The sequence below is a fragment of the Rothia santali genome (assembly GCF_024199905.1).
In the GTDB taxonomy this organism is placed as follows: Bacteria; Actinomycetota; Actinomycetes; order Actinomycetales; family Micrococcaceae; genus Rothia; species Rothia santali.
In genome coordinates, this window is sequence record NZ_JANAFB010000030.1 from 20257 (window position 1) to 38514 (window position 18258).

Genomic DNA, 18258 nt, shown 5'->3' on the forward strand with positions numbered 1-18258 from the left:
CGGGTCGAGCGGCGTCGTCAGGCCATGATCGCGGAGATGACCAGCAGCCCCGGCACGGAGGCGATGGTCGAGAGCAGCACGATGTCCCGGGCCAGGCTCACGTCCTGGTTGTAGCGCGCGGCGAAGTTGAACAGGTTCTGCGCCGTCGGGAGCCCGCCCAGCACGGTCGCGGCGAAGAGGTCGTGCGGCGGAAGGTGGAAGACGAAGTTCGCGAGCAGGAACGCCGCGACCGGCATGGCCGCGACCTTCAGCCCCACCGCCAGCAGCGTCTCCACGCGCTGCCCCGGCACCGCGAGCGGCCGGTTCCCGCGCAGCGACATCCCGAAGGCGATCAGGACCACCGGGATGCCCGCCCCGCCGAGCAGGTGCAGCGGCTCGTAGACGACCTCGGGCACCTGGCACCCCAGGGCGTTGACGACGACGCCGAGCACCGAGCCGATGATCAGCGGGTTGCGGAACGGCTGGGTCACGACGTCGCGCACCGAGATCCGCCCGTGCGCCACGATGTCGAGGATCGCCAGGCACAGCGGCGTCGCGATGACCAGCTGGAAGAGCAGGATCGGCGCGACCTGGGTGGGGTCGCCGAAGATGTAGGTGGCCACGGGCAGGCCCATGTTGTTGGAGTTCAGCAGCCCGGCGCCGACGGCGCCCATGGTGACCCGCCCCATCTTCCGCTTCAGGAACAGCCCAACGATCAGCGCGTACAGCACCGCCATCGCCGCGAAGCTGAACGCGGCCACCGGCAGGCGCGCCGAGAAGATGACGCCGAGGTCCGAGGTGGAGAGGGTCGTGAACATCAGGGCCGGCAGCGCCACGAAGAACGCGAAGCGGTTCAGCGACCACCCGGCGTTCTGCCCCAGCACCCCGGCCCGGGCGACGACGTAGCCGATGCCGACCACGACGCCGATGATCGCAAACCCCTCCAGTACGCCGAGCATCCGGTCCTCTCACATCGCCTCGGGTGACTTCCCCAGCGATTCTATGCCCGACGCCGCGGCGGGGCCCGGGCCGTCCGGAGGGCGGACGGCCCGGGGCGCCGACTACGCGTCGATGCGCAGGTGGATCAGCGACGGGCCCTTGGTCCCCAGCGCCTTCGTCACCGTCTCGGCCAGGGTGTCCACGGTCGCGGAGAACCCGGTCGCGCCGAAGCCCTCGGCCAGCTTGACCCAGTCGGGCTGGACCAGGTCCACCGCGGTCGGGGCGATCTGGCGGGCCTCCTCGTTGGCCCGGATCTCGCCGTAACCGCCGTTGTCCACGCAGATGATCGGCAGGTCGAGTCGCTGCTCGACCGCCGTCATCAGCTCCTGGATCGCGAACATCAGCGCGCCGTCGCCGAGCAGGCAGACCACCGGGCGCTCGGGGGCGGCGATCTTGGCGCCCACGGCCGCCGGGAGGCCGTAGCCCAGGGTCGCGTAGGTGGCCATGTAGAGCAGCGAGTTGGGGCGCGGGGCGCGGTAGAACGTCGTCGTGCCCATGTAGGTGACCTGCGAGGAGTCGCCGGAGATGATGGTGTCCTCGGGGAGGACGTCCATGATCAGCTCGTTGAGCTGGGCGAGCTCGGGGGCGATCGCGCGGCCCTCCTCGTCCAGGGCGTCGAAGACCGGCTGGAGGTCGCGGCGCTCGCGCTCCGGGCGCCCCTCGGAGGCCTTCCCCACGGCCTCGACCAGCTGCGGGATCACCGCGGCGGAGTTGCCGGGCAGCTCGAGGTCCGGGGTGATGTTGGTGAGCATCTGGTCGCGCACGATGTCCACGCGGATCACCGGGCCGTCGGGGCGGATGTCGCCCTCCCACAGCTCGGCCTCGCCGATCTTGGAGCCCACGATCAGCGTTGCGTCCGCCTCGCGGCAGAAGGAGTGCGCGGCGGTCAGGCGGAGGTCCGCGCCGAGGGAGAGGCGGTGCTTCTCCGGGATCGCGCCCTTGCCGTTGACCGAGGTGATGACCGGGGCCTCGAGCAGCTCGGCGAGCTCCAGGAGGGACTCGCCGGCGGCGAGGGAGCCGCCTCCGGCGATGATGAGCGGGCGCTCGGCCTGCGCCAGGAGCTCGGCGGCGCGGGCGACGTCGTGCGCGGGCGCCGGCTGCGGAGAGCCCAGCGGGCGGGCCTGCAGGTCGGCGTCGGTGAACTCGGCCTCGGCCTCCAGGACGTCGAGGGGGACCTCGATGTGGACCGGGCGCGGGCGGGAGTGCTTGAAGGAGACGAAGGCGTTGTGGATCATCTCCACGGCCTCCAGGGCGGAGTTGACCCGGCGGGAGACGCCGACGATCGCGCCGACCGCCCCGGTCGGGTTCTTGGTCTCGTGGAGCGCGCCGATGTCGCGGAACTCCTGGCCGCGCGGGCGGCCGGGGGAGAGCAGGATCATCGGGCGGGACTCGGCGTAGGCGGTGGCCGCCCCGGAGAGCGAGTTCAGCAGGCCGGGGCCGGAGGTGGTGACCACGACGCCGGGCAGCCCGCGGGTCAGCGACCAGCCGTCGGCGCCGTAGGAGGCGCCCTGCTCGTGGCGGGTCGTCACCGGCTTGATCGCCAGCTCCTCCAGGTGCCGGTAGAACTCCAGGTTATGCGTCCCGGGGATGCCGAAGACGGTGTCGATCCCGTAGTTGCGCAGCGTGGCCATGATCGCGTATCCGGCGTTCCTGCGGGGCTGAGTCTGCATCCCGGCCTCCTCGGTGGCGTGGGCGGTCATGTGGTCTCCTTCCGTATGCACTGTGGTGCGTGGCACACCAGAGTATACAAATACGAAACTATAGTTACCTCACCGGCATATTGCGAGCGGTCCCGTGGTGCGGGGCGGGCGGACCCGCCCCGGCGTCATCGCGCCGCGCCCCGGGTTGTGGTCCAGACAACAAAAGTTTTCACGTCGAGTAGGATCGAGTCACGGGCGCCCCGCCGCCCGCAGGCCGTCGCCCGGCCGTCGGGACCGGGATCCCCGGTATCCCCTCGCGGTCGCCAGAAAGGACCCGGACCCGTGAAGCCATTGCCCGTGCAGCAGCCGGACAGGGAGCCCGAGCTGGGCGCCCGCCTGCGCAACCACCGACTCCGCGTCCACATTACCATCGAGCAGCTGGCCACGGCCACCGGGCTGACCAAGGGCTTCATCAGTCGGGTCGAGCGCGAGCAGACCTCGCCGTCGGTCACCTCCCTGGTCAAGATCTGCCGCGCCCTGCGCGTGGACATCGGGGCGCTCTTCGAGGAGCCGCCCACCAGCCTCGTGAGGCTCGACGACGCCCCCGCCGTCGACCTCGGCGGCGCCGGCATCCACGAGCGCCTCGTCTCCGCGCCGGAGCTCGAGAAGGCCCAGGTGCTGCGCGCGACCGTGGAGCCGGGCGGCGAGGGGGAGGACTCTCTCTACACGGTGGACTGCGAGACGGAGATCCTCCACGTCATCTCGGGTCACTTCCTGCTCCGCACCGCGGGCGGCGACTACGAGCTGGAGTCCGGCGACACCGTCACGTTCAGCGGCCGCGAGCCGCACTCGTGGCGCAACCTGGGGGAGGAGCCCGCCGAGGTCATGTGGGTGCTCGTGGCTGGCTGAGCGGTAGCGTGGGAGGTTCGCCCGTCTCCTCTCGAAGGCTCCCATGCACCAGAACACCCGCCCGCGCCCGTCCACCCTGCGGCTCGGCGCCGGCGCCGCGGCGCTCGCGCTGCTCGTCCTCACCGGCTGCTCCCCGGGCGGCGACCCGCAGGAGGGCGACGCCGGCCAGGCCTCGCCCGGCGCGACGTCGTCCGGTGGGCCCTCCGCCGGGTCCGGCGCGGCGGGCGGACGGGTCCCCCGGCCCCGACGGCGGCGAGTCCAGCGGCCCCGACGGTGGCGGGACCGGGGGGTTCGAGGGCGGCACCGCCGGCCCCTCCGAGGCCGCGCCGTCCCCCTCGGCGTCGAGCCCGGCCGCCGCAAAGGCGGAGATCTTCGGCGGCGGCCGCGAGGTCTTCCCGGACCGCCGCATGGTGGCCCTCTACGGGACCCCCGGCAACCCGTCCCTGGGCGTGCTCGGCGAGCAGGGCCCGGCCGAGTCGGTCCGGCGGGTCAAGGACCTCGCCGCCCAGTACCAGCCCTACAGCGAGGAGCAGGTGATCCCCGCCTTCGAGGTCATCACCACGGTGGCCTCCTCGGAGCCGGGTCCCGACGGCGACTACTCGGCCAAGGTCGCCCCCGAGGACCTCGAGCCGCTGCTGAAGGAGGCCCGCGAGAACGGCGTCTACGTCGTCCTGGACTTCCAGCCCGGCCTCGAGTCCTTCCCGGACCAGGTGGCGCGGTACGCGGACCAGCTTAAGGACCCCAACGTCGGCGTCGGGCTCGACCCCGAGTGGCGCCTGGCCCCGGGGCAGGTGCCGCTCCAGCAGATCGGCACCGTCTCCGCGGCGGAGATCAACGAGACCCTGGACGACGTCGCCGCCCTGACCGCCGAGGAGGGTCTGCCCCAGAAGCTCGTGGTCCTGCACCAGTTCACCCACTCGATGATCACCGAGCGCGAGACCCTGGACGTCTCGCACCCGGAGCTCGCGCTCACGCTGCACGCGGACGGCCACGGCTCCCCGGACCTGAAGACCGAGACGTGGAACGCGCTCCAGGAGGGGCTGCCCGAGGGCATCGCCATGTCCTGGAAGAACTTCTACGACGAGGACACTCCCATGCTCACCCCGGAGCAGACCTACGCCGTCCAGCCCAAGCCGTGGGTGGTCACCTACCAGTAGCTTCCGACGCGCCGGGCGCCCGCCCCGGCCCGTCCTGTCCGCACGCCCGGCCCGGCCCGGTCACGAACCGGCGGATTCGCCCCGGCCCTGCTCCCGCCCGCCCGCAGATGGTAGACCGGTGGCATGGAGACCTTCATCAAGCACACGTCCGGAAGCGCCGCCGGCTGGGAGCGCGCCGGCCTCGAGTGGCTGACCGCGGCCGAGGAGTCCGGGGGCGCCCGCGTCTGCCGGGTCCTGGGCGTCACGGAGGACGGCCTCGAGCTGGAGCGCATCGCCGAGGCGGCCCCCTCCAAGGCGGCGGCCCGCGCGTTCGGCCAGGGCCTGGCCATGACGCACGACGCCGGCGCGCCCGCCTGGGGGGCCGCCCCGGAAGGGTGGCGCAACGACGGCTTCCAGGGGCCCGCCGGCCAGCAGATCCCCCTCCAGCTCGGCGCGTGGGACTCCTGGGGGCGGATGTACGCCGCGGCCCGGGTCGCGCCGCTGGCGGGCAGGCTCTCCGGCCTCGACCCCGCCGACCGGGCCCTCCTCGACCGCCTGTGCGAGCGCCTGCGCGCCGGCGAGTTCGACGACGACGACGCCCCCTCCCGCATCCACGGCGACCTCTGGGCCGGCAACGTCCTGTGGTCCCCGGAGGAGGCCGTGCTGATCGACCCGATGGCCTACGGGGGCCACCGCGAGGACGACCTCGCCGCCCTCGCCCTCTTTGGCGCCCCGCACCTGCGCGAGATCGTCGCCGGCTACGAGCAGGCCCGCCCGCTCGAGCCCGGCTGGCAGGAGCGCGTGGAGCTGCACCAGCTGCACCTGGTCCTGCTGCACGCCGTGCTCTTCGGCGGCGGGTACGTCAACCAGGCGCTGTCCATCGCCCGCCGGTACGCCTGAGCGGCGGGGTCCTCCCGGGCGCCGCGCGACGCGGGTTCCATTACAAAACTTTTGTTGCATAATGGAAAACAGTCGTATGGCACAGGTCTCATCACCAACGGAGGATCCCATGAGCAACACCCCGTCCCAGGGCTCACGCGCGAGCTTCTCGGCCGACGCCGAGCGCGTCGTCGCCGCCGGTCCCGACGGCCGCGAGAACGTCGGCCCCGTCAACGCCGCCCAGGTCCCCCGCTGGGCCGGCCAGGGCACCTTCGCGCGCCTGCCCCGCCTGGACGAGGTGGAGCGCGCCGACGTCGTCGTCGCGGGCGTGCCCTTCGACGCCGGCGTCTCCTACCGCCCGGGCGCCCGCTTCGGCCCCAACCACGTGCGCGAGGCCTCGCGCCTGCTGCGCCCCTTCAACCCGGCGCAGAACGTCTCCCCGTTCCAGCGGGTCCAGGTCGCCGACGCCGGGGACGTCATCGGCAACCCCTTCGACATCGAGGACGCGCTGGAGTCCATCGAGGCCGGCGCCCACGAGCTGACGAAGGACGGCGCCCGGCTCGTCTCGATCGGCGGCGACCACACGATCGCCCTGCCCAACCTGCGCAACCTGTACAAGAAGCACGGCAAGATCGCCCTGCTCCACTTCGACGCGCACCTGGACACCTGGGACACCTACTTCGGCGCCGAGTACACCCACGGGACCCCGTTCCGCCGCGCCTTCGAGGAGGGGCTGCTGGACACCGACGCCGTCTCCCACGTGGGCACCCGCGGCCCGCTGTACGGCACCCAGGACCTCGACGACGACGCCCGCTTCGGCTTCGGCATCGTCTCCTCGGCGGACATCTACCGCCTGGGCGTGGACCGCGTCGTCGAGCTGCTGCGCGAGCGCATCGGCGACCGCCCGCTCTACCTCTCCCTCGACATCGACGTGCTCGACCCCGCGCACGCCCCCGGCACCGGGACCCCCGAGGCCGGCGGTGCGACCAGCCGCGAGATCCTCGAGATCATCCGCGGCCTGCGCGGCAGCAACGTCGTGGGCGCCGAGGTCGTGGAGGTCGCCCCGGTCTACGACCACGCCGAGATCACCGGCATCGCGGCCGCCCACATCGTCTACGACTTCATCAGCCTCATCGCCCTCGGCGCGGGCGCGTCCCCGGACGGCCCCGCGTACGGCGAGGCCAAGAACAGCTACGGCGCGTAAGGAAGGGACCACATGGTCAGCATCCAGGAACTCATGCAGGGCGCCACGGGCGCCGACGCCAAGCTCATGCGGGGCTTCGCCTCGCGGGCGGCGGGCTTCCGCCCCTCGCCGGTGCGCGACGTCTTCGAGGTGTCGATGCGCCCGGGGATCATCTCCCTGGCCGGCGGCAACCCGGACCTCGAGCTGCTCCCGCTCGAGGAGCTCGGGCAGATGGCCTCGAAGATCATCGCGGAGGAGGGCCTCGAGGTCCTCCAGTACGGCTCCGGCGCGGGCCTGGAGGAGCTGGCCGAGCTGGTCTGCGACTTCATGGAGTCCGAGGGCAGCCGCCCCCGCCCGGAGGAGGTGCAGCTGACCGCGGGCTCCCAGATGGGCCTTGACCTGGTCACCAAGCTGTTCACCGACCCGGGCGACGTGATCCTCACCGAGGGTCCCACCTACACCGGCGCGCTCGGCGTGTTCGAGGGCTACGAGGTCGAGGTCCAGCAGGTCCAGATGGACGACGCCGGCCTGGACCCGGCCGCCGTCGAGTCCCGGATCCGCGAGCTGGAGGCCGAGGGCAAGCGGGTCAAGTTCCTCTACACGATCCCCAACTACCAGAACCCGACCGGCGTGACGCTGGCCGACGACCGCCGCGCCGAGCTGGTGCGGGTCTGCCGCGAGCACGACGTCGTGGTGGTCGAGGACAACCCCTACGGCCAGCTGGGCTTCGACGGCCAGCACCACCGCTCGCTGCACTCCTACGACCCCGACTCCGTGATCTACCTGGGCAGCTTCTCCAAGATCTTCTCCCCGGGCGTGCGCGTGGGCTGGATGATCGCGCCGCCGCGGGTGCGGAAGTTCCTGCAGATCGCGGCCGAGGCCGTGACCATCTGCCCGTCGGTGCTCTCCCAGCGCCTGGTGCTCGGCTTCATGCGAGAGGGGATGTGGGAGTCCCACACCCAGCGCACCGCGCAGCTGTACCGCCGGCGCTGCGAGGCGGTGCTCGCCGCGTGCGAGCGGCACATGCCCGCCGGCACGCACTGGACCGTGCCCGAGGGCGGCTTCTTCACGTGGCTGACGCTGCCCGAAGGCGGCCGCCACCCGGACGCCGCGGAGGCGCTGCCGGCCGCGATCGACGCCGGCGTCGTCTTCGTCCCCGGCACGGCGTTCTACGACGACGCCGCGGCCCACGCGGCCGGCCGGGCCCCGGAGGTGCCCACCGGCGCGGTCAACCTGCGCCTGGCATACTCCAACGGCGAGCCGGAGACGCTGGCCGAGGGCGTGCGCCGCCTGGCGAGCGTGCTGTAGGGCCGGCGCCGGACGAGGCCTCGTCCGGCGAGGCCCGGCTAGGTCTCCAGGGGCCGGTCGGTCGCGGCGTACTGGGACCAGGAGCCCGGGTACAGCCGGCCGTGGATCCCGGCGGCCTCGAGCGCGACGAGGTCGTGGCACGCCGTGACCCCGGAGCCGCAGTAGACGATCGGGGCGGCGTCGCCCGCGACGCCGGCCTCCGCGAACCGCCGGGAGATCCCCGCGGGGGAGTCGAAGAGCCCGTCGGCCCCGACGTTCTCCCGGTGGAAGACGTTGAGCGCGCCGGGGATGTGGCCGGCCCTCGGGTCCATGGGCTCCGTCTCGCCGCGGTAGCGCTCGGGGGCCCGCGCGTCGACCACCGGCTCCCCGGAGGCGGCGGCCGCGGCCGTCTCCTCCATCGAGGCGAGCCATCCCGGGTGCACGGCGACCGGCGTGAAGCCGCCGGGCGCCGCGGGCGCGATCTCCTCCGGGCCGGAGCGCAGGGCGTCCTCGCCGTGGGCCTCGGTCCAGGCCTGGATGCCGCCGTCCAGGACGGCGGCCGTGCGCCCGGTGGCGCGCAGCATCCACACGAGCCGGGAGGCGGAGGCGCCCGAGGCGTCGTCGTACGCGATCACGCGCGTCCGGTCGGTGATGCCGGCCGCCTCCATGCCGCGGGCGAAGTCCGCCGGGTCGGGGAGGGGGTGCCGGCCCTCGGCGGGGGAGGCGGGCGCGGCGAGCACGGTGTCCAGGTCCACGAACGCCGCGCCGGGGATGTGCCCGCGCTCGTAGGCGGCGGCGCCGGAGCGACCGTCGAGGTACCAGCGGACGTCGACCACCCGGACAGGGTCCGTGGCCTCCCTCCCCGCGTGCGGGGCGCCCCCGCTGGGGACGGGGGCATCCGTGGCCTCTCCCCCGGAACCCACGGCATCCGGGGCGCCGACGGCGGGGTCGGACGCGGGGCCGGGCGCGGGGGCGAGGCGATCGAGCTGGTCGACGGAGACGATCCACGGGAAGTTCAGGCTCATGCCCCCAACCTATCGCTCGGGCGGTCCCTCGGGGAGGGGCGGGCGGCGCGGCTCCATGAAGACGGAGCGATGGAGAGGCGGGGAGGAGGAAGCGGCGCGGCTCCGGCAAGGAGGGCCGGGCGCGCGCTCGGCGTGTCGCGCGGGGTCTTTAGCGAGGGTGCGGCGTACTAGGGATTTTCGGAGCTTTCCTTCCGTTGATCGGTAGGTTCCACCCGACCCCAGCTCCCGACCCCCGGCCCCGGCCCCACGATGATCGGAAGGAAAGCTCCGAAAATCGCGAGCTCAGAGGTGGACATCATCCGAAATCGGCGTTCTCGCCGCCGACGCCGCCCGGGCCCGGCCGGCGGGGCCCCCGACGGCGTCGCCCCTCTCGCCTGCGGGGCTCAGCGGCAGACAGTCGTGTACTTCTCCGTCGCGAGCCGCTGGATCCGCTCCACGTAGTTCTCGGTCTCGGGGTAGGGCGGGATGCCGCCGGCGTCGAGCACGGCGTTCGGGCCGGCGTTGTAACCGGCCAGGGCGTAGCGGGTCAGCTCGTCCTCCGACCCGGCGAGGGGGCCCAGCTCCTCGCGCAGGAAGGCCATGAAGCGGCCCTGCGCGGCGATCGCGTCCTCCTCGTCCATCGGGTCGCCGGCGCCCCAGACGTCCCAGGTGTCCTGGGTGAACTGGGCGATGCCCATGGCCCCGGCGCGCGACTGGGCCTGGGGGTTCCAGCTGCTCTCCGCCTCCAGCTGGGCGGCCAGCACGGAGACCGGGAAGCCCGACTCCTCGGACGCGGCCTCGATGTCGTCCAGCAGCTCGTCGGGGATCGGCTCGGTGCCCTGCACGACGACGCAGCGGCGCGACTCGTACTCGCTCCACAACCCCACCGAGCCGATCAGCAGGAGCGCCAGGGCCCCCAGCACCTGCCAGTGGTCGAGGACCCCGCGCACGACGCCGCCCCCGGGCGTCCCGGACCCGGGCCGGCTTCTCGTGGCCCCGGCGGCGGACGCGGACGCGGCGGATGCGGTCTCCGCGGGGCTCTTCGGCGAACTACTCATCGTGCTTAGGGTATCGCGGGGACCCCTGGCTGACAGCGACGTCCCGACCCGCGAGACGCGCGGTGCCGTGTTCGCCCCGCCTGCTCATCGCGTCGTGCGGTACCGCGGTCGCCCCGCCTGCTCATCGCGCCGTGCGGTGCCGTGGTCACCCTGCCTGCCTGTCGCACCGCGCGGCGCCGTGCTCTTTCCGCGGCGCGTCCTCGCCCGGCCGCGCCGCCCGCCCGGCGTCGTCCCCCACGTAGCATGGCCCCATGACCGCCGCGATCCTCGCGACCATCGTCGCCGCCATCCTCATCGTCATCGGGCTGCTGGGCATCATCTTCCCGGTGCTGCCCGGCTCGATCTTCATCATCGTCGCGGCCGTGGTGTTCGCCGTCGTCGTGCAGGCGCCCGAGGGGTGGTGGATGCTCGGGCTGGGCGGCGGGCTCTCGGCCATCGGCCTGTCCGCGAGCCTGCTGCTCACCGGGCGCGCCATGAGGCGGCGGCGGATCCCCAACCGCTCGCTGCTGTTCGGGGCGCTGGGCGCCGTCGTCGGCATGTTCGTGCTGCCCGTGCTGGGGCTGATCCTGGGCTTCGTCGTGGGTCTGTTCCTCTTCGAGCTCCACCGGCAGCGGGACCCCCGGGCGGCGCTCGGCTCCTCGTGGGCCGCGCTGAAGGCGGCCGGCCTGGGCCTGATCGTCGAGCTCGCGTGCGGGCTGGCCGCCGGGACCGTGTTCGTCCTCGCCGCGCTCACGTACTTCATCACCGCCTGAGGTCGATAGACTGGCCTGCGTGAAATCTCTGCCAGCGTCCCTGACCCTCGCCGCCGCGGCCATCATCCAAGCCCTGGGCCAGTTCGCGTACTTCGCGGATGCCATCACCATCTCGGGGCAGATCTTCTTCCCCGTCCTGTTCGCCCTCATGGCGATCTACCTGGGCTTCCGCACCAAGGACTCGGAGCGCTTCGGGCGCACGCACGTGGTCATCACCGTGCTCGGGTTCCTGCTGCTGATCCTCAGCGTCACGGGGCAGGTGGGCAGCATCTTCGCGCTGTACCCGCAGCCGATCATCTACTACGTCGCGTTCGCGCTGCTGGCCGTCACCGTCGCGCTGCACATCACCGCGATGCCCAAGAAGGCCAAGGCGGAGAAGGTCGGCAGGACGCCGCGTCGTCGCCGTCGAGTCGCCGGCGCCGGGCCCACCCACCTGGTGGCCAAGCCCAAGGGCGCCCAGGGCGGCGCCGAGTCCCGAGACGGCGCGCCGACGGGCGGCGACGCCGACCCCAGCGGCGAAGAGCGGGCAGCGGACCGCATCGACCCCGCGGCGGCGAGCCGGCGGACGGCGCCGCCGAGGGCCGCGGGACCGACTCCTCGGGAGGGACCCGATGAGCCCCGCCACCGCAGCCCCCGGCTCGCACGAGGGCACCCGCGCGACGCCGCGCCGGTCCTGGCAGGTCGTGGCGTGGATCGTCGTCGTCGCCGTCCTGGGCGGGCAGTTCTGGCACGCGATGACGGTCGGCGGGCTGGACTTCACCGTCTACCGCGCCGGCGCCACCACGATCTTCGGCAACGACGGCATGACCCTGGACCTCTACGAGCGGAACCTCATCCAGCTCACCGCGGACTCCTACCTGCCGTTCACCTACCCGCCGTTCGCGGCCCTGCTGCTCCTGCCCTTCGCCTTCATCCCCTCGCAGGTGGGCGTGGCGATCATGGTCCTGTTCTCCATGGCCGTGGCCTGGTGGATCTCGACGCTGATCGTCGACTACGTCAACGCCCGCGGCCGGAAGCTGCCGCTGCAGGACAAGCTCGGCCGCACCACCACGATCGCCCTGCTCACCGCGCTGATCTGCCTCTCGGGCCCGTGGCGCCGCGGGCTGGGGCTGGTGCAGATCAACCCGCTGATCATGCTGCTGGTGCTGTGGGACCTGGTCCGCCCGGCCACCCGCGTGCCGCGCGGGCTGTTCATCGGCATCGCGGGCGGCATCAAGCTCACGCCGCTGGCCTTCGGGCTGATCCTGCTGATGCGCAAGGACCTCAAGGGGCTGATCACCCTCGGGATCACCTTCGCGGCGACCGTCGGCCTCGGTTTCCTGCTCCTGCCGCGTCAGGCCGTCGAGTTCTGGACCCACGCGGTCTCCGACCCGTCGCGGGTGGGCAACATCAACTACCTGGACAACATCTCGATCCAGGGCTGGCTCATGCACTTCGGCCTGACCGGCGACGTGCTGAAGGTTGCCATGTACGTGCTGATCGCGGTGCTGCTGGTCGGCGTCGCCGCCGCCATCCCGGTGCTGGAGAAGCGGCGGATGCGGATGTCGGTCGTCGCGCTGACCGCGTTCCTAATGCTGCAGATGTCCCCGATCTCCTGGTCGCACCACAACACGTGGCTGCCGATCATCCTGACGGCCGCGTGCCTCGACGCGTTCCCCTGGGTGTTCTCCCACCCCGGCCCGCAGCGGCGGATCGCGCTGGTCCTCGCGTGGATCGGCTTCGTGGGGCTCTACATCTCGCCGATGTGGATCGGCGTCGCGCTCTACGGCTCCACCGAGTACCTGGACTACATCGACACCGTCCCGCTGGTGGTCTCCGCGATCCCCATCCTGTGCCTGTTCCTCTTCACGTGCCTGTGGATCTGGGGCGTGTGGCGCCGGCGTCGGGAGCCCGTCACGGATCCGATCCGGTGGGAGTCGCTCGCGCGCTGAGGGCCGAGGGGTCACGCGGGACCGCTGCGGGCCGGCCGAAGGGCCCGTCATCCCGGTGGGTCCGCGGGAAGGGCCCGTCGTCCTGGTCGGAGCGCCCCACGGCGCCCCGGCCGGGAATCTCTCCCGCCCGGAAACAATCGCCTCCGCATCGTGTGTTCGGCCGACTCCAATAACCCCGGCCGGGTATTCCAGAACGCCTTCTCCGAATGCTCCGACCCCTCTTGTCATAGATGTGACGCATTTCATTCTATGGATGTAGAATAACTGGACCGTTTCACAGACGAAGTGGTAGCAGTGGGGGTGCCTCCGCCGGTGCGGCGAGGGCTGGAGTCGGGGACGACGCAGGGTCTGTACGACCGCGCCACTCCCGTGTCGAAAGGAATGCCAGGTGCCCAGGCATAGCCAGGCTGCGCGCTCGGAGAAGATGCGGCGCATTATCGAGGTAGCGGTCCAGTGCTTCGCGGAAGCGGGGTACGACGCCGTCTCCATGGACGAGATCGCGAGCCGCTGCGGGGTTTCCAAACCGCTTCTGTACCGGTATTTCAGCAGCAAGGCCGAGATCTACGAGAGGGCGCTCGAGCTGCACTCGGGGCGTTTCCTGGAGGCGCTCGACCTCGTCGAGGCGGACGGCCGCGGCAGCGCCGATCAGGCGCTGCTCCTGCTGGACGCCTTCGCGGACTTCGCCGACCGGAACGACGCCGTCTACGAGCTCCTCTTCGAGTCGGAGTCGCTGTTCATCCCCGCTTTCATGGACCTCATGCACGACTTCACCACCCTCCTGCGGGCGAGGATCGTCACCGGGTTCCCGGCCATGTTCGGCCGCACGCTGACCGGCAGCGCCCAGGCGGCCGAGGTCGAGATCATCCTGGGCTCCACGATCAACATCGCTCGCAGGCTCTCCCGGGCCCAGGGGGAGGCCGACCGGGAGATGCTGCGGGCGCTCCACCTCTCCTTGGTGGGGGCCGCGACCGACCGGGGATGAGCGACGCCGGGGGCGTCGCGACGCGGCAGCCCCGCCCTCCCGGGCCGCCACGACACGGGCCCTGTGCCCCCCCCCCGCACCGTCACGACGCGGCGCCCCGGTACTCCCGCGGCGTCACGCCGGTCTCCTCCCGGAAGCGCCGGTTGAAGTTGGAGAGGTTGGCGAAGCCCGCCTCCCAGCAGACCTCGCCCACCGGCAGGTCCGTGGTGCGCAGCAGCCGGCACGCCTCGGTCACCCGCAGCCGCGTCACGGTCCGGGAGAACCCGACCGACGTCGCGCGGGTGAAGAGCCGCGAGACCGCCGACGCCGACATGGTCAGCTCGCGGGCGACGTCGTCCATCCGCAGCGGCCCGTTCAGGTGCGCGTGGACGTAGTGGAGGGCGCGGTCGAAGAGCTCGTTCTCCCGGCGGGGCAGGGCCCGGCTGGCGTGGTGCGGGTCCAGGACCTCGCGGTCCTCCCGGGGCGCCGTGGTGAGGGTGCTCAGCAGCGTCATGGCCGCGGCGAAGCGGGTGATCCCGGTCGTGTCCCGCATCGAGACGAGGATCGACGCGGCGCGCTCGCGGGTCGGGCCGGTGAACTCGAGCCCGTGGGCGGCGTCGTCGAGCAGCCCCTCCAGGGCGCCGAGGGCCGGCAGGATCGCGGTCAGACGCGCGGGGAGCAGGGGGTCGATCTGCAGGAGGAGGTCGCGGCCCGGGACGGTCTCGCCCGGCCGCAGCGAGCTCACCCAGTGGTGGGGGAGCCCGCCGCCCACGAGGTAGAGGCTGCCCGGCTCGAAGACGCGCACCGCCGTGCCCACGTGCGCCGTCCCGGTGGAGGCCGTGATCAGGTGGACCTCGATCTCGGGATGGTGGTGCCAGCGGCCGAGCGGGTGCGGGTGGTCGTGCTGGAACCAGCGCAGGCCGCTCGCGGAGTCGAGCGGGACCAGCTCGCGCTCGGCCGCGCCGAAGCTCGCCGGTCCCGCGCCGAAGCCGGCCGGCCCGGAGCTGAAGTCGGCCGATCCGGCACCGAAGCCGGCCGGCCCGGGTTCGGGTCCGGCGTCGGCCCGGGGGCTCGGTGCGGCCATGGCTCCTCCTGGGTCAGACCCTGATCTGGATCTTCGTGTCGGTGGGGCGCCCCTCGGCGCCGCGCTCGAAGGCGGCCACCGCGTCGTCGAGCGCATAGGTCGCGGTGACCAACCGGGACAGATCCACCGTAGCGCCGGCCGCCAGGTCGATCGCCTGCCGGTACACGTTGGCGTAGCGGAAGACCGACTCGACCCGCAGCGCCCGCGTCTGCGCCGCGGCGACGTCGAGGGGCACCGGCCCGGCCGGGATCCCGACCAGGACGACCGTGCCGCCGGGCGCCGGCAGCTCCCACAGCCCGCGGTAGGCGCCCGCGGCCCCCGAGGCCTCGAAGACGGCCTGCGGCCCCCAGCCGTCCGTGTCCCGGCGGACCCGCTCGCCGAGGTCCTCCGCCGAGGCGTCGACCGGCACGATCCCGGCCAGCCCCTCCACGAGCGCGAGCTTCTCCGGGGCGACGTCGCTGACGTACACCCGGCTCGCCCCGCCGGCGCGCGCGGCCAGCGCGGTCACGATCCCGATGGTCCCGCACCCGACCACCGCCGCGACGTCGCCCGGCCGCAGCCGCGCCTGGGTGGCCGCCTGCATCCCCACGGCGAACGGCTCGATCAGGGCGCCCTCCGCGTAGGAGAGGCCCTCCGGGAGCTTGAAGACGTACTCCGCCGGGTGCAGCACCTCCTCGACGAGGCAGCCGTCCACCGGCGGGGTGGCCCAGAAGCGGACGGCCGGGTCCACGTTGTAGATCCCCTCCCGCGCGGCCCGGGAGCGCGGGTCGGGGATGCCCGGCTCCATGCACACCCGGTCGCCCGGGGCGAGGTGCCCGACGCCGTCCCCCACCTCGAGCACGGTCCCGGAGCCCTCGTGCCCCAGGATCATCGGCGCCTCGACCACGAACGGGCCGACCCGGCCCTCGGTGTAGTAGTGCACGTCGGAGCCGCAGATGCCCACGGTGTGCATGCGGATGCGCACCTCTCCCGGTCCGGGGGCGCCCGGGGCGGGGACGTCGTCGATCTCGATGCGGCCGCGCTCTCGCAGCACGACGGCCTTCAGCGTCTCGGTCATGGTCGGTCCTTCCTGGGCGGGCAGGCCCGCCGGGTGGTGATGGGTATCGATGGGGTGCCTGGGTGCCTGGGTGACTGGGTGGTGGTCGGGGCGACGGGCGGCCCTCAGGCCAGCACGGAGGTGCCCCGGCGGGCGGCCGCGCGCTCCCGGGCGGGCAGGGGGCGCCCGGCGTCGTCCGTGATCCCCGGCTGGGGCGGCCGGATGAAGAACGTGACGGCAGTGCCCAGCAGGAACAGGCAGGCGTAGACCCAGATGACGCCGAGGGAGCCGATGAGCGGCAGGAACAGCGTCGCGATGCCCGGCCCGATGAACGTGGTCAGGCCCGAGGCGAGGTTGTGGGCGGAGATCGCCGCGCCGCGGTGCTCGGGCGCGAGGGCGGGGAAGATGGCGCCCATCGGCACGAAGGCGGTGACCGAGCACGCGAAGATCACGGCGGCCACGAGCATCGCGAGGAAGCTCCCGCCGAACAGGTGGGGAGCGTAACCGAAGGCGAGGGCCGAGACCGCCATGCCGCCGAACCCGAACCAGCGCATCTGCCGCATCCACCCGTACCGGTCCCCGAGGCGTCCCCAGACGACATTGGCCACGATCGTGATGGTGTTCATGATCGCCCAGAGGCTCATCCACTCGGCCTGGCTGAACCAGGGGCGCGAGTCGTCGAGCTGGCCGGTCAGGTAGAGGGGCATCATCATCGGGAAGCCGTAGAGGGTGATGTTGCACAGGATCCGGATCACCACGGCCAGGGAGATCTGCGGTCGCTCGGCGAGGATCGTGACGCCGCGCAGCAGCTCGCGCGCCCGCGCGGACCCGGTCAGCCGGCGGGAGAGGTCCTGCTCGGGCGGCGGGCCGGGCACCAGGAACAGGCACATCAGAGTACCGATCCCCACCAGGGCGGGGGCCAGCCACAGCGTCCCGAGCTCCCCCACGAGCGGGATCGTCAGCGTGGGGATGAAGGCCCCGAGGGAGCCCAGGCCGATCGAGAAGGCGGCCCAGAACCACCCCATCGCCGACGCCAGCCGGCCGGGCTCCACGCTCTGCGCGATGAGCACCACGAAGGAGTACATGAACAGGGGGTACGCGACGCCGCGCAGGCCGTAGGTCAGCATCGCGGCGCCCGGGCTCGCGAGCCCCGCGGTCACGAAGAGCAGGTGCAGCCCGATCCACAGCACGCCGCCCAGCAGCATGAGCCGCTTGGCGCCGAAGGTCTCGGCCAGCACGCCGGTCGTCCAGGCCGAGACCGCGACGACGAAGCCGTAGACCGTGAAGACCATCCCGGCCTGGGTGCCGGTGAAGCCGTGCTCTACCACCAGGTAGCGGGAGAGGAAGGTCAGGTCGAAGCCGTCCCCGGCCATGAAGACGGCGAGGGCGAGGTAGCCGAAGAGCAGGCGCTTGGGCATTCCGAGCATCACGGGCACTCCTTCGTACGGATCGTCCCCGGGCGGGGATCGGAGGTGCGGGCGCCGGCGCCCTGCCGGCGGCCACCCCTCGAGCCTCCCAGGGGCGGGGTGGTCGGACCAGCGCCGCGTTCCCGGACCTCCGGTACTTTCATGCGTCGTGTTCCGGATCCTCGGCACTCTGATCCGGGGCTCGATCTGACCGGCGGGGTGCGCCCGGCCCCATGCCTCGGGTGCCGTCCTTCGCACTCTCCCCGGGTCGACGCGATGACGGTATTGGTAGATCGTCTAACTATTAGATAGGCTAATGGTTATCGCCGCAGATCCGATCCGTCCTGGTGGACGCGGGATCCATCCCGAGCCGACACGGAACGGGTGACGACGGCGAGGGTCAGACGCAGGAGCAGGCAACATCCGGGAGGACACACCATGAACAGCCACACCGTGCAGCGCATCCGCTTCGCCGAGAAGGAGGCGCAGAAGCTCCTCGACCTGTACTGGAACCGGCGGATCCCGGTCGATCCGTTCCGGATCGCCGAGCTGCTCGGCCTGGTCTCCCGCGAGGAGGAGATGGCGCAGAGCCTCTACGGCCGCCTCGACAAGCGGCGCTACGCCACCGTCTCGGTGACCGTCAACGCCTCCCTCTCGCCGCAGAACAAGCGATACTGCGGCGCCTACTTCCTGGGGATGTTCGTCCTCAACACGATGCTCAAGCACGAGATGACCTACAGCCGGTCCCTGAGCCGCGGGCTCACCCCGGATCCCGACTACCTGTTCGCCCACCAGTTCGCCCAGGCCCTGCTGATGCCGCGCAGCGACTTCCTGGCCCACCTGGACGCGGGGCGGGAGATGGACCAGATCTGCGAGACCTTCGACGTCACCTCCATGATGGCCGGGTGGCGCATGGACTCGGTGGGGCGCGCGGACGCCCGGAAGCGGCTGACGGCCGCCGTCTGAGCCGCTCCGACGGCGTCCCCGCGGGTCGGGGCTCCCCGGGTGACACCC

The 18258-nt window shown here is 72.4% G+C and carries 17 protein-coding genes; 9 read left to right on the forward strand and 8 right to left on the reverse strand.

The features are described from left to right. Positions 1-17: 17 nt before the first annotated feature. Both NBM05_RS11415 and NBM05_RS11420 read right to left on the reverse strand, forming a co-directional pair. On the reverse strand, positions 18-938 hold the full coding sequence (locus NBM05_RS11415) for an AEC family transporter (RefSeq protein ID WP_254167444.1): 921 nt from the start codon (positions 936-938) through the stop codon (positions 18-20). Between the two features lie 102 nt (positions 939-1040). Beyond that, positions 1041-2678, reverse strand: a complete 1638-nt coding sequence (locus NBM05_RS11420) for a thiamine pyrophosphate-binding protein (protein ID WP_254167446.1) — start codon at positions 2676-2678, stop codon at positions 1041-1043. Between the two features lie 282 nt (positions 2679-2960). Here NBM05_RS11420 and NBM05_RS11425 point away from each other — a divergent pair, with 282 nt between their 5' ends. The 5 genes from NBM05_RS11425 to NBM05_RS11445 all read left to right on the forward strand — a co-directional run bounded on the left by NBM05_RS11425 (position 2961) and on the right by NBM05_RS11445 (position 8033). Next, positions 2961-3527: a helix-turn-helix domain-containing protein gene (locus NBM05_RS11425; RefSeq protein ID WP_254167448.1), complete on the forward strand. Its 567-nt coding sequence runs from the start codon at positions 2961-2963 to the stop codon at positions 3525-3527. A gap of 194 nt (positions 3528-3721) precedes the next feature. After that, positions 3722-4684, forward strand: coding sequence for an IolE/MocC family protein (locus tag NBM05_RS11430; protein ID WP_254167450.1), 963 nt, complete (start codon positions 3722-3724; stop codon positions 4682-4684). A gap of 123 nt (positions 4685-4807) precedes the next feature. Then, positions 4808-5563 (forward strand): fructosamine kinase family protein, encoded by a 756-nt coding sequence (locus tag NBM05_RS11435; RefSeq protein WP_254167452.1) that lies wholly within the window; start codon positions 4808-4810, stop codon positions 5561-5563. A gap of 109 nt (positions 5564-5672) precedes the next feature. Then, positions 5673-6746, forward strand: coding sequence for an agmatinase (gene speB / locus NBM05_RS11440; RefSeq protein WP_254167460.1), 1074 nt, complete (start codon positions 5673-5675; stop codon positions 6744-6746). A gap of 12 nt (positions 6747-6758) precedes the next feature. Beyond that, positions 6759-8033, forward strand: a complete 1275-nt coding sequence (locus NBM05_RS11445) for an aminotransferase-like domain-containing protein (protein ID WP_254167462.1) — start codon at positions 6759-6761, stop codon at positions 8031-8033. 38 nt (positions 8034-8071) lie between these two features. Here NBM05_RS11445 and NBM05_RS11450 read toward each other — a convergent pair whose 3' ends face one another. Beyond that, the gene (locus tag NBM05_RS11450; RefSeq protein ID WP_254167464.1) at positions 8072-9037 is read right to left on the reverse strand and encodes a sulfurtransferase; all 966 of its coding nucleotides are present in this window, start codon (positions 9035-9037) and stop codon (positions 8072-8074) included. 383 nt (positions 9038-9420) lie between these two features. Then, entirely contained in the window at positions 9421-10074 is a 654-nt protein-coding gene (locus tag NBM05_RS11455) for a transglycosylase SLT domain-containing protein (RefSeq protein WP_254167466.1), read from the reverse strand. A gap of 251 nt (positions 10075-10325) precedes the next feature. On the opposite strand from NBM05_RS11455, the gene NBM05_RS11460 reads away from it, so the two are divergent. After that, the gene (locus NBM05_RS11460) at positions 10326-10826 is read left to right on the forward strand and encodes a DUF456 domain-containing protein (RefSeq protein ID WP_254167474.1); all 501 of its coding nucleotides are present in this window, start codon (positions 10326-10328) and stop codon (positions 10824-10826) included. Here the strand turns inward: NBM05_RS11460 and NBM05_RS11465 are convergent. Beyond that, a complete protein-coding gene (locus NBM05_RS11465; RefSeq protein WP_254167476.1) occupies positions 10816-11169 on the reverse strand; it encodes a hypothetical protein in 354 nt (117 codons plus the stop codon). The genes NBM05_RS11460 and NBM05_RS11465 overlap by 11 nt on opposite strands. Positions 11170-11437: 268 nt before the next feature. Between NBM05_RS11465 and NBM05_RS11470 the strand changes: the two genes are divergently transcribed. Both NBM05_RS11470 and NBM05_RS11475 read left to right on the forward strand, forming a co-directional pair. Continuing rightward, on the forward strand, positions 11438-12757 hold the full coding sequence (locus NBM05_RS11470; RefSeq protein ID WP_254167485.1) for a glycosyltransferase 87 family protein: 1320 nt from the start codon (positions 11438-11440) through the stop codon (positions 12755-12757). Positions 12758-13145: 388 nt separating this feature from the next. Beyond that, the gene (locus NBM05_RS11475; protein WP_254167487.1) at positions 13146-13739 is read left to right on the forward strand and encodes a TetR/AcrR family transcriptional regulator; all 594 of its coding nucleotides are present in this window, start codon (positions 13146-13148) and stop codon (positions 13737-13739) included. A gap of 82 nt (positions 13740-13821) precedes the next feature. On the opposite strand, the gene NBM05_RS11480 is transcribed toward NBM05_RS11475, so the two are convergent. The 3 genes from NBM05_RS11480 to NBM05_RS11490 all read right to left on the reverse strand — a co-directional run bounded on the left by NBM05_RS11480 (position 13822) and on the right by NBM05_RS11490 (position 17265). Then, on the reverse strand, positions 13822-14802 hold the full coding sequence (locus tag NBM05_RS11480; RefSeq protein ID WP_254167489.1) for an AraC family transcriptional regulator: 981 nt from the start codon (positions 14800-14802) through the stop codon (positions 13822-13824). A 13-nt stretch (positions 14803-14815) separates the two neighbouring features. After that, positions 14816-15859: an NAD(P)-dependent alcohol dehydrogenase gene (locus NBM05_RS11485; RefSeq protein WP_254167491.1), complete on the reverse strand. Its 1044-nt coding sequence runs from the start codon at positions 15857-15859 to the stop codon at positions 14816-14818. 104 nt (positions 15860-15963) lie between these two features. Then, complete coding sequence (locus NBM05_RS11490) at positions 15964-17265, reverse strand: MFS transporter (protein ID WP_254167501.1); 1302 nt, start codon at positions 17263-17265, stop codon at positions 15964-15966. Positions 17266-17682: 417 nt separating this feature from the next. Here NBM05_RS11490 and NBM05_RS11495 point away from each other — a divergent pair, with 417 nt between their 5' ends. Continuing rightward, a complete protein-coding gene (locus NBM05_RS11495; protein WP_254167493.1) occupies positions 17683-18210 on the forward strand; it encodes an ImmA/IrrE family metallo-endopeptidase in 528 nt (175 codons plus the stop codon). Positions 18211-18258: the final 48 nt, after the last annotated feature.

Excerpts from the sequence above, each read along its gene's own strand:
- NBM05_RS11415 (WP_254167444.1), bottom strand. The coding sequence starts at position 938 with ATGCTCGGCGTACTGGAGGGGTTTGCGATCATCGGCGTCGTGGTCGGC.
- NBM05_RS11420 (WP_254167446.1), bottom strand. The coding sequence starts at position 2,678 with ATGACCGCCCACGCCACCGAGGAGGCCGGGATGCAGACTCAGCCCCGC.
- NBM05_RS11435 (WP_254167452.1), top strand. The coding sequence starts at position 4,808 with ATGGAGACCTTCATCAAGCACACGTCCGGAAGCGCCGCCGGCTGGGAG.
- speB (WP_254167460.1), top strand. The coding sequence starts at position 5,673 with ATGAGCAACACCCCGTCCCAGGGCTCACGCGCGAGCTTCTCGGCCGAC.
- NBM05_RS11445 (WP_254167462.1), top strand. The coding sequence starts at position 6,759 with ATGGTCAGCATCCAGGAACTCATGCAGGGCGCCACGGGCGCCGACGCC.
- NBM05_RS11450 (WP_254167464.1), bottom strand. The coding sequence starts at position 9,037 with ATGAGCCTGAACTTCCCGTGGATCGTCTCCGTCGACCAGCTCGATCGC.
- NBM05_RS11455 (WP_254167466.1), bottom strand. The coding sequence starts at position 10,074 with ATGAGTAGTTCGCCGAAGAGCCCCGCGGAGACCGCATCCGCCGCGTCC.
- NBM05_RS11460 (WP_254167474.1), top strand. The coding sequence starts at position 10,326 with ATGACCGCCGCGATCCTCGCGACCATCGTCGCCGCCATCCTCATCGTC.
- NBM05_RS11470 (WP_254167485.1), top strand. The coding sequence starts at position 11,438 with ATGAGCCCCGCCACCGCAGCCCCCGGCTCGCACGAGGGCACCCGCGCG.
- NBM05_RS11480 (WP_254167489.1), bottom strand. The coding sequence starts at position 14,802 with ATGGCCGCACCGAGCCCCCGGGCCGACGCCGGACCCGAACCCGGGCCG.
- NBM05_RS11485 (WP_254167491.1), bottom strand. The coding sequence starts at position 15,859 with ATGACCGAGACGCTGAAGGCCGTCGTGCTGCGAGAGCGCGGCCGCATC.
- NBM05_RS11490 (WP_254167501.1), bottom strand. The coding sequence starts at position 17,265 with ATGCTCGGAATGCCCAAGCGCCTGCTCTTCGGCTACCTCGCCCTCGCC.
- NBM05_RS11495 (WP_254167493.1), top strand. The coding sequence starts at position 17,683 with ATGAACAGCCACACCGTGCAGCGCATCCGCTTCGCCGAGAAGGAGGCG.